Genomic DNA, 16131 nt, shown 5'->3' with positions numbered 1-16131 from the left:
GTTGTCCCCACACCGGTGGGGCAGACAATTAAGACAATCTCACATCTACCGGGATCCCTTGCCTGGGTGGGCGACACTAGGACTGGGTCGCAGAAGCGCGATAGCTAAGGAGGGGAGTATGAGCAAGAGCCTGCTGGAGCAGTTGCGAGAGATGACCGTCGTGGTGGCCGACACGGGGGATATCAACGCCATTGAGACCTTTAAGCCGCAGGATGCCACCACCAATCCCTCTTTGATCACAGCAGCCGCCCAAATGCCCCAGTACCAGGGCATTGTCGATGAGACCTTGCTCAAGGCCCGCAAAGAACTGGGATCTAAAGCCGACACCAAAACCGTAGTGGCCCACGCCATCGATGAATTGGCGGTAGCCTTTGGCGTGCGCATTCTCTCCATCATCCCCGGTCGGGTTTCGACCGAGGTAGATGCCCGCCTCTCCTACGACACCGAGGCTACCGTAGCCAAGGCCCGCTACCTCATCGAGCTCTACAAGGCGGCAGGGGCGGATCCCAAGCGGGTGTTGATTAAAATTGCTTCGACCTGGGAAGGGATCCGCGCCGCCGAGATCTTAGAAAAAGAAGGGATCCACTGCAACCTGACTCTGATGTTTGGCCTGCACCAGGCCATTGCCTGTGCGGAAGCAGGGGTAACCCTCATCTCGCCCTTTGTGGGCCGCATCTTGGATTGGTACAAAAAACACACAGGCCGGGAGAGCTATCCCCCTGCTGAAGATCCGGGCGTGCAGTCGGTAACCCAGATCTACAACTATCTGCGCAAATACGATTACCCGACGGAAGTGATGGGCGCCAGCTTCCGCAACATTGGGGAAATCATCGAGCTGGCCGGCTGCGATCTGCTTACCATCTCGCCGGCTCTGTTGGCGGAGCTGCAAAACACCGAAGGCCACCTGGAGCGCAAACTGGATCCGGAAAAAGCTAAGAAAATGGACATCCCGCGTCTGGTGATGGATCGAGCCACCTTCGACCAGATGCACCGGGAAAACCGCATGGCTTCAGAAAAGCTGGAAGAAGGGATCCAGGGCTTCTCCAAGGCGCTGGAGGTGCTGGAAAGGCTGCTCACCGAGCGGCTACAGAAGCTGGAGGGCGCCAAGGAAACGATTACCCACGCCGCCCAGGATGTCTTCCGCATCTACGACCTGGATGGGGATGGCTTCATTACCCGCGAGGAGTGGATGGGGGCGGATCGCGTCTTCGATGCCCTCGACACCAACCAAGATGGCAAAATTACCCCCGAAGAAATGCTGGTCGGCCTAGGGGCAGCCGTCTACTTGAGGAATTAGCCAGCCAGCTCTATGGGCGAGAACTTTCGCCGCATCGGGGATGGGGTAGCTGCCCTAGAGGCCCAGGCCCGCCTCTGGATTGCCCAGCGGCTACAGGGGATCCCTTACGATCCGCCCCCGGGGCCGGCGGCCAGCCAGGTGCTGCGCTGGATCGAGACGGACTTGCTCCCCCGCCTGCAGCAAACGCCCCAGGAGCTGGAAAATCTCCTGCGCGGGCTCAATGGCGGCTATGTGCCCAGCGGCCCTTCCGGCGCCCCCACGCGGGGCCGGGTGGAGGTGTTGCCCACCGGGCGCAACTTCTACTCGGTGGATATCCGCGCCATTCCTACCCCCACCGCCTGGCAGGTTGGCTCGCTGGCCGCCGAGCGGGTGGTGGAGCGCTACGTGCAAGAGCAGGGGGAATATCCCCGCCACCTGGGCCTATCCGTTTGGGGAACTGCCACCCTGAGAACCGGCGGCGAGGACTGGGCGGAGGCGCTGGCGCTCTTGGGGGTTAGGCCCCGCTGGGAGGGGGGACGGGTGGTGGATATCGAGATTCTGCCTGTAGCGGCTTTGGGCCGTCCCCGCGTGGACGTAACCCTGCGCATCTCCGGCTTCTTTCGCGATGCTTTTCCCAACCTGATTGCCCTCTTCGACCGGGCCGTGCAGGCCGTGGCCGCCCTGGAAGAACCGGAAGCCGACAACCCCCTGCGGGCCCAGGTGCTGGCCGATACCCAGTACTGGCAGGAGCAAGGGATCCCGCCTTCAGAAGCGGCAGAGCGGGCGCGGCTGCGCATCTTTGGCTCCAAACCAGGGGCCTACGGAGCCGGGCTGCAGGGGCTGATCGAGGCGCAAAACTGGGAAACCGAGGCGGATCTGGCGCGCGCCTACCTCACCTGGAGCGGCTACGCCTACCGGGCCGAGGGCGAGGGAGAGCCGGCCCCCGCAGCTCTGCGGCGGCAACTGGCCCGCTTGCAAATTGTCCTGCACAACCAGGATAACCGCGAGCACGATCTCCTCGACTCCGATGACTACTACCAGTTCCAGGGGGGCATGGTGGCAGCCGTGCGCACCCTCCAGGGCCGCAACCCCCAAATCTACTTCGGGGATCACGCCCGTCCCCACAACCCCAAGATCCGCACCCTGGCCGAAGAGATCGACCGCGTCTATCGCGCCCGCGTCGTCAACCCCAAGTGGATTGCCGGCGTAATGCGCCACGGCTACAAAGGCGCCTTTGAGATGGCCGCCACCCTCGACTACCTTTTTGCCTACGACGTCACCACCCACGCCGTGCCCGATTTCATGTACGCCGGGGTAGCCCGCGCCTACCTGTTGGATCCCCGGGTGCAGCAGTTTCTGCGGGATCACAACCCCTGGGCACTGCGGGATATGAGCGAGCGGCTGCTGGAAGCCCACCAGCGGGGCTACTGGCAAGAGCAGGCCCTAGAGCTGGTGCCCCAGCTGGAAGCCCTGCTGCTGGAGACGGAAGCCCGCCTGGAGGCCACCCAGGGATCCCTGGCGGGAGAAGGTTAAGTTCAGCTAAGATGCTCTCAGCAAACCAGGCGCGGAGGGATCCCAATGATGAGCAAAGCCAAGTTACTGCGAGAGATTCTGGGGCCCCTACTGGAAGATTACCGCTACTGGTTTGAGCGCTCCCGCCGCTTTTTGCAAGAAGAAACCCTAGAATTTATTAGCCCAGAGGCGCAGCAGGCCCTTCTGGAGCGGGTTTTGGCTGCCCAAGCAGAATTGCAAGCCGCAGAAGCCCTCTATCAGTTGTCGGAGAATGAAGTTGGCGTTGACCCAGCGCTGATGGCAAAATGGCATCACCTGCTGATGGAGTGCGCCGAGCTGGGCCGTCGCTTCCGCCAAATTCACCCTTCCTCTGACTCATCTGACCCGTGATGCTGCAGATCCTCTACCTCATCGCTTTCGTGGCCATTGCTTTTGTGGCCCTGCGTAACCTGGTGGCCAATATCATCACGTTGGGCAAAGAAGAGCGCAAGGCCTCGCCCCGTCGCGCTCGCCGACAGGCGCCCCACCCAGAGCTCTTGGATGAAGAAGGCAACCTGACGGAAGAGCCCTTGTTGGTGATTCGTTCGACCAGCCTGGAAGAAGCCCGCAGCCGCCTGGAAGATCTCTACTCTGGCTCTCCTGACGAGGATTAAAAGCGGCGCAGGAGCTTCCCCTTTCTCGGTGTCGGCCCGAGTCAGTTGTGGGGGTAAGTAGCCTTTCTTGGATGAAGTTACGATAAAGCACCTGGCGCCGAGCACTATTCCTAACTCCCCTCTCCCTGAGGGAGAGGGGTTGGGGGTGAGGGTCGTCCCTGAGGGAGAGGGGCCGGGGGTGAGGGTAGCGGCGCGGAGCACTTGGGTAGGCGGCAAGGTATCTTAACCTTGTTTGAGGCAACTACAGTCAATCTGGTTCTTCACCTGGTGGCCTCTGGAGCTGGCCTGCAGCATTGACGCAAACGTCACAAATGGGATCCGATTCCAATTCCGATTTCGAGGTGGAAGCCGTCCTGGAGGCGGTGCTGAGCAAGCTGACGGTTTTGGCGGAGACGGGACAGACCTTTGGCCAGCCGATTACCATTGGCGACACAACGATTGTCCCCTACGTGTCGCTCTATTTTGGCGTTGGCGGAGGAGGGGGCCATTTTGGCAAAACGGCCAGCGGCTTTCGCAGCAACGGACGGGATCCGGCCAGCCTGTTTGGCGGAGCGGGGGGCGGGGTGCGCATCGAGCCGGTGGGCTTTTTGGTGATCCGAGGGGAGCGGGTGGAGCTGCTGACCACGGCCCAAAAGCCCGGCCAGTGGAGCCAGCTTGGCGAGACTATAATTCCCCTGCTGCAGCAGTGGCTCCAGAGCCGGGCCGGCAACTCCTCAAATGACCAGCCAAATGACTAGCCGCGAATGGAGAGGCGGGATCCCTGGGGGGAGGGCTGCACCTCGATGCGGTGGGGAAAGGCCTCTTGCAGACTGGGGATGTGGGTGATCACCAGGATGCAGGCAAAGTCAGAGGCCACAGCGTTGATGGCCGCCAGCAACTGGGCCCGCCCGGTGGCGTCCTGGGAGCCAAACCCCTCGTCGATGATCAATGTTTGCAGGTCGGAGCCGGAGCGCTGGGTAAGCAGGCGGGAGAGGGCCAGGCGAATGGCGAAGTTGATGCGGAAGGCCTCACCGCCGGAGTAGGTCTCGTAGGGGCGGGTGCCGCGGGGATCGGCGATGAGGATGTCGAGGGTTTCAATTAGCTTGTCCGAGCGTCGCCCCGAGCGCTGGGTTACAAAGCGCAGATGGAGGCGGTGTTGGGTGAGGCGGCCCAGGATCTGGTTGGCCTGGGCCTCTAGCTCTGGCAGAACGTTTTCGATGATCAGGGCGGGAATGCCGTTGCGGCCGTAGGCGTTGGCCAGCTCCTGGTACACCTGCTGCTGGCGGCGGGCCTGCTGCAGTTGTCGCTCTAGCTCTGCCCGCTCCGACTGTTGTTCAAGGGCCTGCTGTAGCCGCTGTTGGGCCGCCCCGATTTGAGAAAGCACCTGATCCAGCCCTTGCCGGTGCTCCTGCAGAGCTTGGCGGATCCCTTCCAGGTGGGCGGGCAAGACCTCAGGCTGCTCCGCCAGTTGTTGCTGCAGCGCTTCCAGCTCTTGGGTGGCCTGGGCAAAGTGCTGCCGGCTTTCCTGCAGGCGTTGGGACAAGATCTGGCTGCGGGCTGTGGCTTCCGGCAGCTCCTGGCGGGCTATTTGGAGGGCCTGCAGGCGGGCCGGCCACAGTTGCGCCTGGGCCAGTTCTGCTTTTACCTGCTGGTGCAGGGATCCGTCGTAGCCAAGGTGGTGCAGCGCCTGCTCGATTTGGGCCAGGCGTTCTGCCAGCGGCGAGTCAGGGGATCCCGCCTGTTGCAGGGCTTCCAGTTGCGCTTGTAGGGAGGCGATCTGTTCACACAACTGGGCTCGGCGCTCCTGGGCTTTGCGCAGCTCGTGGGAGCGGCCCAGGGCCCAGCGCCAGCGCTCCACCTCTCCCCGTTGCAGGGCGTGTTCGCGCTCGTCGTAGCCCAGGTGTTGCAGGGCCTGCTGGATCTGGGCAAGCTGCTGCCGCGCCTCTGGGGCATAAGCTTCTTGGTTGAGGATTTGCTCCAGTTCTGCCGCTTCTGCCCGCCAAGCCTCCAGTTGCCGATGGCGCTCCTGCCCGGCCTCCCACTGCTGCTGCAGCCGCCCCTGGAGGTGCAGACGCTCATCCCAAGCGGCCAATTCTTGCTCAAGACGCCGAGCTTCCTCTTGCAGCAGCCCGATCTCCCGGTCGGCCACCGCCAGTTGCTCGCGAATCACAAAGAGCTCGCCGGCAATCTCTTCTTGGCGCTGGCGGTGCTTTTGCAGCACCACATCCCTCAGGTGCGGGCTGAGCGGACGGGCGCAGAGGGGGCAAACCCAAAGGTGGGATTCCGGGACAGCCAACGCCTGGGTGGACGGTGCCGGCGCAGGCGCGGCAGGCTGCTCTGAGAAGGCTGCTTCCGGGGTGGCTTCGGATTCTGGGTGTTCTTCCTCCCCACCTTCTGCCATCGACTTCACCCCCGCCAAGGCAGGGGCGGAGTGGTGCCTTTCTTGCTCTGGATTGTAAGGATCTGGGCGATCCGGATCCCCGAGATCCAGCCGCTCGGGGTGAAAGGACTCCGTCCTGCTATCGCCAACGGGAAAGGCCTCCCAAGGAGCCTCTAATAGGCGGCAGCGCTCTTCCTCCTGTTGCCATTGGTGCTGGAGAACCCGCTGCCGCTCCTGCAGCTTCTGCACAAAGAGGCGGCGCTCTTGAATTTTTTCCAGCACCTGCTGTTGGTAGAGACGCCGTTGCTCCAGCTCGGCCAGGGCTGCGACGCCGGCGGCAATTTTCTGGGCCAGTTGCTGCTGCTGTTGGGCCAGGGTTTCCTGGTTTTGCAGTTGCTGCTTGAGGAGCTGGAGGCGGGCTTGCAGGCGTTCTCGCTCGCGGCGGATCTGCTCTTGCCAGTGCCGTTGTTGCTCTAGGAGGGCGGCGGCTTGGGCCTGGGCATCGTTCAAGATCTGCAGGCGCTCCTGGGCTTGCCGGTAGTGGTGGAGGGCGTTTTCGATGCGCTCCCCTTCTGCCAGCACCTGGGCATCGGCCTGGGCTTGGGCCTGGCAGGCGGCCAATTCCTGTTGCAGCCGCTGCATTCTGCGCAGTTGCTGCTGTCGGTACTCAGCTTGTTGGGCCTGCAGCTTTTGGCGCTCTTGGAGCAGGTGTTGCTGTTGCTCGAAGAGGCGGTGAAGATGGCGATCTTGGGCCATCAGGGACTGATAGCGTTTATAGCCCGCCAGGATCTCCTCGCTTTGGGCGATCAGCTCTTCCAACTGCAGCAGGTGCTGTCGTTGGGCTCGCCACTGCTGTTCGGTGTGGTGCAGGTTGGCGCTGAGCTTGTGCAGGTGTTGGGTGAGTTGCCGGTGGCGCTCCTCTAGGGTGTGGCGATGTTCATAGGCCCGCTCTAGAGACTGTAATTCCTGCTGCTGTTGGGCCAGGAGCTGTTGCAGATGGGTTTGCTGTTGTTGGAGCTGCTCCAGTTCGGCTTGGATCTGCTCGATAGAGGCCTGCTGTTGCTCCAGCTTGGGCAGGCGCTCTTGGAGTAGATCCGCTTTCAGCTTGGCACTGCGAGCCTGTTCGCGGCAGCGCTCGGCCAGCAGGTCGTACTGGCCCAGCTTGAGCATATCGGCCAAGATCTGCTTGCGCTCGCCGGGGCGCTTCAGGGTAAAGGCATCGGCTCGTCCCTGCCGCAGGTAGGCCGAGTGAATGAAGGTATCGTAGTCGAGGCCAAGCTGACTTTGGATGGCCTGTTGGGTAGCGCGCATGCCGCGGCGGGTTAGGCTGCGCCAGGCGGTTTCTCCAGCTTGAATTTGCCACTCCAGGGATCCCTCCCCCGACAGGTGGCGGCTGCGCAGGATGCGGTAGGTTTGCCCCCGCGAGCGGTAAATCACTTCCACCCAGGTTTCACTGGCACCTTTGCGGATGAGATCGCTGTCGTTGCTGGCCCGGCTTTGTCCCCAGAGGCCCCAGGTAAGGGCGTCGAGCAAAGCTGACTTGCCCGCCCCGTTGGGGCCACAAATGCAGGCGGTGTGGATCCCGCGCAGATCCAAAACGGCGTGAGAGTAGCAGAGAAAATGGTGTAAGGTCAGGCGAACCGGGATCACGGAAGACTGGGCTCTGGGTGCGGCAAAACGCTAGAGCTAAGCCGTTTGATCTAGAGTATCGCGTCGGCCTTGAAAGGGTTGGCCAGATCCCAAGCCTTGCCAACTTTTTTGCGGGAATTGAAGGGATCCCTCACCTCTACTTCGGAGACAAAGCCGCCGGCGCGGGATCCGGTTGCAGCAGCCGTTGACAGAGCTGGGCGATTTGGTCGGAGCTGGCCTCGTCCAGCCAGCGGTGGAAAGCTTGGGATTCGCGGATGCGGCCCAGCAGCAAGGTGGGAATTTCCTCTGGGCTGTGCAATTCCGCTAGCCACTGTCGAGGCAGGCCAGTCGCTGCCGCCAGAGCGTCGGGATCCCGTTGGCCCGCTTGCCAGAGTGCCTGCAGTTGGGGGATCTGCTCCCAGCGGTGGCCAGAAGCAGCCAGGATCAGGGTTTGCGGCTGTAGCTGTTGCAGCAGTTGGGCCAGATCCGTCGGCAGCCAGGGCCAGCGGGCCAGCACCAGAGCTGTTTTTGCCGACGGGAGGAAGTCTTGATCGAGGGGCAGAGCCTGCCCCCTGTAGCAGACGGCTTCTCTGAGAGAATCCGGCAGGGGGCGTTGCCGGTAATCCTGGATCTGGAGACGGGTGGCGGAAACGGTGGGCGCCTGCCAGTCGCCAGAGGAGCGCAGCGCCAGTACTTTGCCTTGCCAGGGTTGTCTGCCCTGGTCATCCGCTTCCAACTGCAGGGCGATGTCCATAGCCTGGCATTCTTGCCACTGCTCCAGCTCTTCGCCGGCTTGCCAAAACCAGAGGGTACGGGATCCCAGCCTGCCTTGCAGATCAAACCTTAAGTGGCGGCCATTCTGGGAAGCCCCCAGCTTGACGCTGCCGCGACAAACGTTCATCAGGGCTACGACGGGGTTGGGATTGCCGTGGCCAAAGGGCTGCAGAAGCTGCAACTGCCGATACACCTCGTCCAGCTCTGCCACCCTATCCCGGCCCTGAGAGGCCAACAGTTCCCAATCGATGACGATCTCCACCGCCAGGGCGCGAGCTTGGCGATCCGGGCTGACCCTCGCGGCCAGCTCCCGCCGCAAAGCCAGTTGTACGGCGGCCAGGCAAGACAGATCTACTTGGATCCCGGCAGCCATAGGGTGTCCGCCTCCCCCCAGCAAGAGGGGGCGCACGGCCTCGATGGCCTCCACCAGGTTCACCCCTGGAATCGAGCGGCCCGACCCATAGCCCCGTCCCGCCCTCTCGTCTTTGGCGATCAACACCGTCGGGCAAGCGTATTGCTCCGCCAAGCGCGCCGCGGCAATTCCCAAAACCCCTGCATTCCAGCCGCTTCCGGCCAGGACGATGGCCCGCTCCCGCGCCAGATCCAAGCTCTCCACCTGCTGGCTGACCTCTTGCAGCACCTGTTGGGTGAGCTGCCGACACTCCTCATTGAGGGCAACGAAATGCTCCACCAGCGTCTGGGCCCGCTGCGGATCGGAGGTGGTCAACAGCTCCACCGCCAGGCTGGCATCGTCCAAACGGCCAATGGCGTTCAGCTTGGGAGCAAGGCGAAAGGCGATGTCTTGGGCTGTTGGTGTTCCTGAGGATTGGCCGTTGCCCATCTGATCCAAAAGAGCTCGCAGCCCCGGGCGCTGCGTCTTGGCCAGCACGGGCAGGCCCCGCTGCACCAGGTAGCGGCACTCCCGCTGCAACACCGCCACATCGGCCACGATCCCCACCGCCACCAGATCCAGGTGCTCTTCTACGCCTGGGATCCCCAGCGCTTGGTAGAGGGCCTCCGCCAGCTTGTAGGCCACCCCCACCCCCGGCAGAAAGCGCAGCGGATGTTCCTCTGGCAGGCGCAGTGGGTTGACCACCGCATGGGCAGGGGGCAAGGGATCCGGCAGCGTGTGGTGATCCGTCACGATCACGTCCACCCCTTCGGCTTGGGCGGCGGCAATCTCGGCGGCATTGCCCATGCCGCAATCCACCGTCAGGAGCACTTGGCAGCCCTGTGCCAGCACCTGCTGCAGCCGCTGGGGGTTCAAGCCATGCCCTTCGCTGCTGCGCAGCGGTAGGGTGAACTGGACTCGGAAGCCCAAGGGCTGTAACGCCGAGAGCAAGAGGCTGGTGGCGGTAACGCCATCGCAGTCGAAATCTCCCCAAATGCAAAGGGTTTCTCCTCTTTTTCTTGCCTGCAACAGGCGTGCTACTGCCCGCTCCAGATCCGGCAGGGATCCCGCTGGCGTGGGAGAATACTGATCAGGATCGACGAAGGCCCGCGCTTGTTCCCGGCTGTGCAGCCCACGCAAGGCCAGCACCTTGGCTGCATACTTGCCGTATTCTCGGCTCAGCTCCGGATCAAACTGGGGTGGAGTGGGCAGCAGATCCCAGCGGTATTCCATGCCAACGGGTTGGGCCGGCCCCCGGGCCGACGGGGATAGAGCTCCTTAGGAGCGTATCAAAAACTGCCCAGGGAGAGAAGCAACACAGGATCCCGGAAAGCAACAGCCGGGGTGAGCGATCCCTGCCAACCTGCTATTGACAGCAGTGAGAGGCCACGCAGCAAGGCGAAGGGTGGGCGTGGTCATGGGTGGCACAGGCTTCGCTGCAGTAGAGTTGGCCTTCGTAGCGATAGCCTTGGCTGCTTTCGAAGCTGCAGTTGCAGTGTTCACAGGCGCAACGAACAAGGGTGGTAGCAGACATGATGTTTTCTCCTTGCTTGAACTGAGGGATCCTCTTGTCGAAGATCTGTGTCCCTATACCCTAGCGGTTGCTCGGCAGCGGCGCCGGAACAAGAATCAGACTCATTTGTGGCGATTCCAAATCACAGCAACCACAACTCCCCCTCTGGGAGAGGGGCTGGGGGTGAGGTCATCGCGGCAGAGGTTAAGAGAAGCCCATAGCCCTCCAGCTAGTTATTGACTTATGATGCGGGCGTGGGGTGTGAATAAGTACCTAGACAATGGCAACCCAACGCATTTGCTTTGCTCAAGTTTCAGATGTCCACCTGATGCCCGAGACGGGCTGCCGCTGCTGGTGGATGTCCGATTCCCCTCGCCGCCAGTTGCAAGCTGCCGTTGCCCATCTCAACCAAGTACCCGATCTGCGCTTTGTCCTGTTTACCGGCGATCTGGTGGATCAAGCCGATCCGGAGAGCTTTGAGTTGTTCCGGGAGATTCTCGCCCAACTGCGGGTGCCCTACTACCTCAGCCTGGGCAACCACGATGTCGATACCTTGAGGAGAAAAGGGCGCTTCAACCGGGATCAGTTCATCCGTTGGTGCCAAAGCCAATTCCCCCTGTCCCCAGCTCCTACCGGTTATGTCGATTACAGCCTTTCCCCTCTGCCCGGGATCCGCCTGGTTGCCCTCGACGCTAGTTTAGGACACTTCCCCTTGCCTCAGGGTGTGCTGCGTCCCTCGCAACTGCACTGGCTAAGCGAACATCTACAAGCGGTGCCCGAGGAATGGCTGATTCTGCTCATCCATCAGCCTCCTTTTATCTCCCCCACCCAGATGGATGCGGTCTTGTTCCGCAAGTACCGGCTCCGCAGCGAGCAAGCCTCGGCACTACACACCCTCCTGGCCAATCACGGGCGGGTGGTGGCGGTGTTGAGCGGGCATCTGCATGTGCCGAAGGTGTATGTGCGAGATGGGATCCCTTACCTGACGGCACCTCCGCTGGTGGGGCCGGTTTCGGCTCTGCGGGTGTTTGAGCTGGATATCAACCCACGGCGAGGGGTGTTGCGCTACCACTGGGTTCACCTGCCGGAGCCGGATCCCAGCCCCCTCTGGCACGGCTTGGTTATGGGGATCCGACGGGATCGCTGGGGACAAATCCCCCTCCGTGCCAGGGGATCCCGATCCCTACCTCTGCCCGCCGCTGCCTCGTAGCCCAAAAATCCCAAAGCTTGACCGAATTAGTGTAGATTAATAAAGACGAGGATCGTTGCATTCGGTGTCTTCCCCCTATGACGGCAAGCCTTTCTTCTTCTTCTAGCCGCTGGGAGCTGGCGGCCCAGGCCGTGCGAGAACAGTATCAGCCCCAGGTAGCCTCTCTGAGCGAGCACTTTGAGCCCTTGTCGGCCAGTGACTTGCTGGCCTGGGGGGTAGAGGAGTTTGGAGATGGGCTGGTGCTGGCCTGTAGCTTGGGCCCGGAAGACCTGGTGTTGATCGATCTGCTCACGGCCATTCGCCCGCAGGTGCGCGCCTTTTTCCTGGATACCGACTTTCACTTCCCGGAAACCCTGCAACTGCAGCAACAGGTGTTGGCCCGCTACCCTCACTTGCAACTGGAGATCTTCAAACCTCTGCTCACCCCCGAAGAGCAGGCGGCGCAATATGGGCCAGAGCTGTACCGCACCAACCCCGACCTCTGCTGCAACATTCGCAAGGTAGAGCCCCTGAATCGCGCCCTGGCCAACTGCACCACCTGGATTACCGGGATGCGCCGCGAGCAATCCCCCACCCGCGCCGATATTGGCAAGGTGCAGTGGGATGCCAAGCGCAACCGCCTCAAGCTCAACCCCCTTGCCGACTGGACAAACGGCCAAGTCTGGAAATACATCCTCGCCCACGGGATCCCTTACAATCCCCTGCACGATCGCAACTATCCCAGCATCGGCTGCCTCCACTGCACGGCGCCGGTAGAGCCGGGGGCGGATCCCCGCTCCGGCCGCTGGAAGGGCACAGCCAAAACCGAGTGTGGTCTGCACACATAGCCTATGAACACGGCTCCTGTCCTGGAGGTGGCCCGGTTTGAAATTACCCCCGGCTCGGAAGCTGCTTTTGAAGCTGCCATCGGCCAGGCTTTCGTTTATCTGCAACAAACCGATGGCTATCGGCAACACCAACTGCAGCGCTGTTTGGAGCACCCCCAGCAATACCTGCTGCTGGTGCAGTGGGGATCCCTAGAGGCCCATCTGGTCAACTTCCGCCAATCGGAAAACTTTGTCCGCTGGCGTGCCCTCATCGGGCCCTACTTTGCTCGCCCGCCGCAGGTGTTGCACTACCAGTTGTTGGCCGGATCCGAACATCCCTTCGATTTAAATTTGCAAAAATAGGATGCCGGTTCAGCACCCACTCTCGAGTCAAGCTGATTCTCAATCGCACGGGTTGAATGTGATATTATCAATTTCCGACCTTCCGCCCAGGTGTGCGTCGGCATCGCTCAGAGGGGCTGTTAACTCAGTGGTAGAGTACCACCTTGACACGGTGGGAGCCGCTGGTTCAATTCCAGCACAGCCCATGTCCTTCAGAATCCGCTTTGGGGGCAAGCTACAGGGCTAGGTTGAGCTGCTCATGGGTATTTTGTGGGAGCGGGACTTCATCGAGGTCGATGAGGCGTACAGTTCACAGGCAAGTTTCTTGGATAATGCGGATGCCAATGCCGCTGCCAACCTGCGGGGGAAAGTAGTGGATGTCACGGATTCTCTCGGGTGTTGACGGGAGTAATGGTTGGCTAAGGGCCAGGCCTGTCGGGAGAGTTGCCCTGCAGGCTTGCTCAAGAGGCTGGGTCAAAAAATTGAGCAACGGCCCGACAGAGTTCGGGGACGACGTCAGCAGGCCAAAAACCTTCGCCGCGCCGGCCCTGGTGCAACTGCAGGTAGAGGCCCCAGGCGGTGGCGCTGCCGCTGGCTATCAAAGTCAAGACAGGGAAAGTCTGCTCCAGTGTAATGCTTTCCTCCGCCATCAGTTGGGAGGCGATGGCCTCCAGATCCTGCTGCAGGCGCTGCACCCCTTCCGCAAACGCTTGCCACTCCTCTTGGGTGAGCTCCAGCGCCCAAGTCTCTCCCCCCACCAGGGCCACAAAGGGGGAGCGGGAGGGATCCCAGCCCAGCCGCCAGCCGGATCCCTTGCGCAAAGCAGAGCGGGCCACGTCAGGGCTCCGTCCGATGGGGAACTCCTTGTCGGGAACAGCATCCATAGGGCTTTGCACCGCTGCCGGTAGGCCAGAAAAGATGCGGGTACAATCGACAGGGTGTGTTTTAGGATAAAGCGGCCATGGCCAGTTGTCAGTCTCCTACTGCCCAACCTCGCCGGTTTTTAAGGACTCCGCTCCGCTGGCGCAAACAAAGCACCTTCATTTCCGGCTTGGGCCTGTTGCTGACAGCCTTGGTGCTCCGTGCCGCTGACGCGACCGGGGTGCGCAAAGAGGCCGAGAACCCTGTTTCGCCGGCGCGATTGTCCGCGGCGGCCACCCCCGAAAACCCGATCCTACACGTGGGCATTGTGCAACGCTTTGGCCTTTCTGAGCAAGATCAGGTGGAATTGGCAGCGCCGCTGGGGTCTTTCCTCACCCTGGAATTTGCTCAAGCAGACGGCAGCACCCAGACGCAGCGCCTCCCACAAGTTACTGTTGGGATCGTCAACCGCGCCCTGGCCAGCCCGGAAACCGTGTACCGCCTCATCCTCAGCAGCCACAAAAGCTTCGAGAGCGCCGAGGCCAGCGCCAACTACTGGGAATCTCTGGGCATCCACACCGAGATCGCCCAACCGCAGGAATGGCAGGTGTGGGCCAACCGCGCCTACACCCCCCAACAACTGATCCAGATTCAGCAATATGCCCAGAAAGAAGGGATCCCTCAGGTGCGGCTGGAGGTGCAGGAGCGACGCGAACGGGCAGAGCTGAGCTGGGTGCATGAGCATTTTCGCTACCACCGCACCCGCCTCCGGGTGACCTCCGATGCCGGCTATTTGCGGGTGAACGACCGCTACTATGCCGGATCCATTACCCTTCAGCCCAATGCCTACGGCAGCTATACGGTGGTCAACGCTGTGCCCTTGGAAACCTATTTGCGGGGGGTGGTGCCCCATGAGGTGGGGCCAGGGGCTCCCTTTGCCGCCATGGCTGCCCAGGCGATTTTGGCGCGCACCTACGCCCTCAAGAACCTACACCGCTTTCGGATCGACGATTACCAGCTCTGTGCCAACACCCACTGCCAGGTTTACAAGGGGCTGAGCGGCACCCACCCACGGGCCGACGAAGCCATTCGCCAGACCAGCGGCCTGGTGCTCACCTACAACGGCGAGCTGGTGGATGCCGTTTATTCTTCCACCAACGGCGGCGTATCGGCGGCGTTTGAAGAGGTTTGGGACGGGGAGCCGCGCCCCTATCTGCGTCCGCAGGTGGATATCGCCCACCCGCCCGATAAGCCCTTCGATTTGCGGCAGGAGAACGACTTGCAAGCCTTCCTGGCCCGGCGGGAGGGCTTTAATGAATCGGGGGTGTCGCGCCTCTTCCGCTGGGAGTTCTCCCAATCGCTGGAGGAGCTGAATGCCCAGTTGCGAGCCGGCCAAGACTATCTGGGGATCCCAATGCCCATTTGGAGCAGCATTGCGGGGATGGAGATTCTGGAGCGCTCTGTCAGTGGCCGGGTGCAGGCGCTGCAGTTGGACTTGCAGACGGCGGAAGGGCTCCACTCGATTCTTTTGCGCAAGGATCAGGTGCGCTTGGCTTTTCCCCGCCTCTACAGCACCCTATTTCGGATAGAGCCTCTAAAACAAGGGGAGCGACTGGTAGGCTATCGCTTTATCGGCGGCGGCTTTGGCCATGGGGTGGGCCTGAGCCAGTACGGCTCCTATACCTTGGCGCGGCGGGGGTTGAACGCGGCGCAAATCCTCGCTTTTTATTACCCCGGCACCACCTTGGCCCCGCTGGGATCCCTATCCCTGCAGTTACCTGCCGCCGCAGGGGCCTACTCTGTCCGCTAGAAACAAAGGCTGGGGAAGGCCATGGCTGAAGAAGAGCTACGAGCGCAGAGCCAAGAAACCCCTGCTGGCCCTCAGGGAAAAGCGCCCGCTGAACCGCAGCCCTCTCGCGTCGCCGATGCGCTTCCAGTTGCCCCGCCGGGCTTTAAGTCGGGGTTTGTGGCGCTGATCGGGCGGCCCAATGTGGGCAAGTCCACCCTGCTGAACGCTTTGGTGGGCCAGAAGATCGCCATCACTTCTCCCGTGGCCCAGACCACCCGCAACCGGCTGCAAGGGATCCTCACCTTGCCGCAAGCCCAGATCATCTGGGTGGATACCCCCGGCATCCACAAGCCCCATCATCGCCTGGGGGAGATCTTGGTGCACAACGCCCAGGCCGCCATTGCCGCAGTGGACGTGATCCTCTTCGTGGTGGATGGCTCGGTGCCGGCGGGACGTGGGGACACTTTCATCGCCGAGCGGATCCCTGCTGCTACCCCCTGCATCCTTGTCTGCAACAAAGCCGATCTTGTGCCCAAAGAGGCGGCCACGCGCCAGGCTCACCAGGAGAGCTACCAAGCCCTGCGGCCCAACGCCCCTGTCGTCTGGGTGTCGGCGTTGGATCCCAGCAGTTTGGCGCCCCTCATCCAGGCCACCGTTGACCTGCTGCCTAGCGGCCCCTACTACTACCCGCCGGACTTGGTGACGGATCAGCCGGAGCGGTTCATTATGGCAGAGCTGATCCGCGAACAGGTGCTGCTGCATACCCGCGAGGAAGTGCCCCATTCGGTGGCCGTGACCATCGACCAGGTGGAAGAAACCCCCACCGTCACCCGCATCTTGGCCACCCTCTACGTGGAGCGGGACTCGCAAAAAGGGATCCTCATCGGCAAAGGCGGGGAAAGGCTCAAGCAGATCGGCCAGGCCGCCCGTCTACAGATTCAAAAGCTGATCCTGGGCAAGGTCTACCTGGAGCTGTTCGTCAAGGTGCGGCCCCACTGGCGGCGCTCCGAGCACCT

Annotated in this window: 13 protein-coding genes, 1 tRNA gene and 1 pseudogene; 11 read left to right on the top strand and 4 right to left on the bottom strand. The window is 62.0% G+C overall.

All coding sequences use genetic code 11. From position 1 onward, the window contains the following. Window positions 1-118 precede the first annotated feature (118 nt). The 5 genes and pseudogenes from NW853_RS04360 to NW853_RS04340 all read left to right on the top strand — a co-directional run bounded on the left by NW853_RS04360 (window position 119) and on the right by NW853_RS04340 (window position 4178). Complete coding sequence (locus NW853_RS04360; protein ID WP_414347969.1) at window positions 119-1297, top strand: transaldolase; 1179 nt, start codon at window positions 119-121, stop codon at window positions 1295-1297. 27 nt (window positions 1298-1324) lie between these two features. Then, window positions 1325-2809 (top strand): annotated as a pseudogene (locus NW853_RS04355) (cobaltochelatase subunit CobN); the annotation flags it as partial. A 45-nt stretch (window positions 2810-2854) separates the two neighbouring features. After that, on the top strand, window positions 2855-3178 hold the full coding sequence (locus NW853_RS04350; RefSeq protein WP_414333814.1) for a DUF2605 domain-containing protein: 324 nt from the start codon (window positions 2855-2857) through the stop codon (window positions 3176-3178). Continuing rightward, window positions 3178-3441 (top strand): DUF2973 domain-containing protein, encoded by a 264-nt coding sequence (locus tag NW853_RS04345; RefSeq protein WP_414333816.1) that lies wholly within the window; start codon window positions 3178-3180, stop codon window positions 3439-3441. Before NW853_RS04350 ends, NW853_RS04345 begins: the two co-directional genes overlap by 1 nt. A 293-nt stretch (window positions 3442-3734) precedes the next feature. Beyond that, window positions 3735-4178, top strand: a complete 444-nt coding sequence (locus tag NW853_RS04340; protein ID WP_414347967.1) for a GerW family sporulation protein — start codon at window positions 3735-3737, stop codon at window positions 4176-4178. Here the strand turns inward: NW853_RS04340 and NW853_RS04335 are convergent. The 3 genes from NW853_RS04335 to NW853_RS04325 form a co-directional block, all read right to left on the bottom strand. After that, complete coding sequence (locus NW853_RS04335) at window positions 4175-7450, bottom strand: AAA family ATPase (protein WP_414347964.1); 3276 nt, start codon at window positions 7448-7450, stop codon at window positions 4175-4177. The two genes, NW853_RS04340 and NW853_RS04335, sit on opposite strands and share 4 nt — an antisense overlap. A gap of 136 nt (window positions 7451-7586) precedes the next feature. Continuing rightward, window positions 7587-9827: a single-stranded-DNA-specific exonuclease RecJ gene (gene recJ, locus NW853_RS04330; RefSeq protein ID WP_414347962.1), complete on the bottom strand. Its 2241-nt coding sequence runs from the start codon at window positions 9825-9827 to the stop codon at window positions 7587-7589. Between the two features lie 133 nt (window positions 9828-9960). Continuing rightward, complete coding sequence (locus tag NW853_RS04325) at window positions 9961-10128, bottom strand: hypothetical protein (RefSeq protein ID WP_414337946.1); 168 nt, start codon at window positions 10126-10128, stop codon at window positions 9961-9963. Window positions 10129-10387: 259 nt separating this feature from the next. Here NW853_RS04325 and NW853_RS04320 point away from each other — a divergent pair, with 259 nt between their 5' ends. The 4 genes from NW853_RS04320 to NW853_RS04305 all read left to right on the top strand — a co-directional run bounded on the left by NW853_RS04320 (window position 10388) and on the right by NW853_RS04305 (window position 12671). Further along, on the top strand, window positions 10388-11317 hold the full coding sequence (locus tag NW853_RS04320; RefSeq protein WP_414333822.1) for a metallophosphoesterase family protein: 930 nt from the start codon (window positions 10388-10390) through the stop codon (window positions 11315-11317). A gap of 77 nt (window positions 11318-11394) precedes the next feature. Continuing rightward, window positions 11395-12144 carry a phosphoadenylyl-sulfate reductase gene (locus tag NW853_RS04315; RefSeq protein WP_414333824.1) on the top strand — a complete coding sequence of 250 codons (750 nt, stop codon included), beginning with the start codon at window positions 11395-11397 and terminating at the stop codon, window positions 12142-12144. Window positions 12145-12147: 3 nt separating this feature from the next. Further along, complete coding sequence (locus NW853_RS04310; RefSeq protein ID WP_414333826.1) at window positions 12148-12486, top strand: antibiotic biosynthesis monooxygenase family protein; 339 nt, start codon at window positions 12148-12150, stop codon at window positions 12484-12486. Between the two features lie 113 nt (window positions 12487-12599). Further along, window positions 12600-12671: transfer RNA gene (locus NW853_RS04305), tRNA-Val, on the top strand. 255 nt (window positions 12672-12926) lie between these two features. Here NW853_RS04305 and NW853_RS04300 read toward each other — a convergent pair. After that, window positions 12927-13349, bottom strand: a complete 423-nt coding sequence (locus tag NW853_RS04300) for a DUF1818 family protein (RefSeq protein WP_414347960.1) — start codon at window positions 13347-13349, stop codon at window positions 12927-12929. A gap of 77 nt (window positions 13350-13426) precedes the next feature. Between NW853_RS04300 and NW853_RS04295 the strand changes: the two genes are divergently transcribed. Together NW853_RS04295 and era are read left to right on the top strand one after the other, a co-directional pair. Further along, the gene (locus NW853_RS04295) at window positions 13427-15136 is read left to right on the top strand and encodes a SpoIID/LytB domain-containing protein (protein ID WP_414333829.1); all 1710 of its coding nucleotides are present in this window, start codon (window positions 13427-13429) and stop codon (window positions 15134-15136) included. A 21-nt stretch (window positions 15137-15157) separates the two neighbouring features. Then, window positions 15158-16131: GTPase Era (gene era / locus NW853_RS04290; RefSeq protein WP_414347958.1), on the top strand; the 974-nt coding region annotated here is incomplete at its 3' end.

The organism is Synechococcus sp. H55.11, assembly GCF_047462475.1.
Classification (GTDB): Bacteria; Cyanobacteriota; Cyanobacteriia; order Thermostichales; family Thermostichaceae; genus Thermostichus.
The sequence above is the reverse complement of the archived record's forward strand: the minus strand, read 5'-3'. Positions and strand labels throughout refer to the sequence as shown.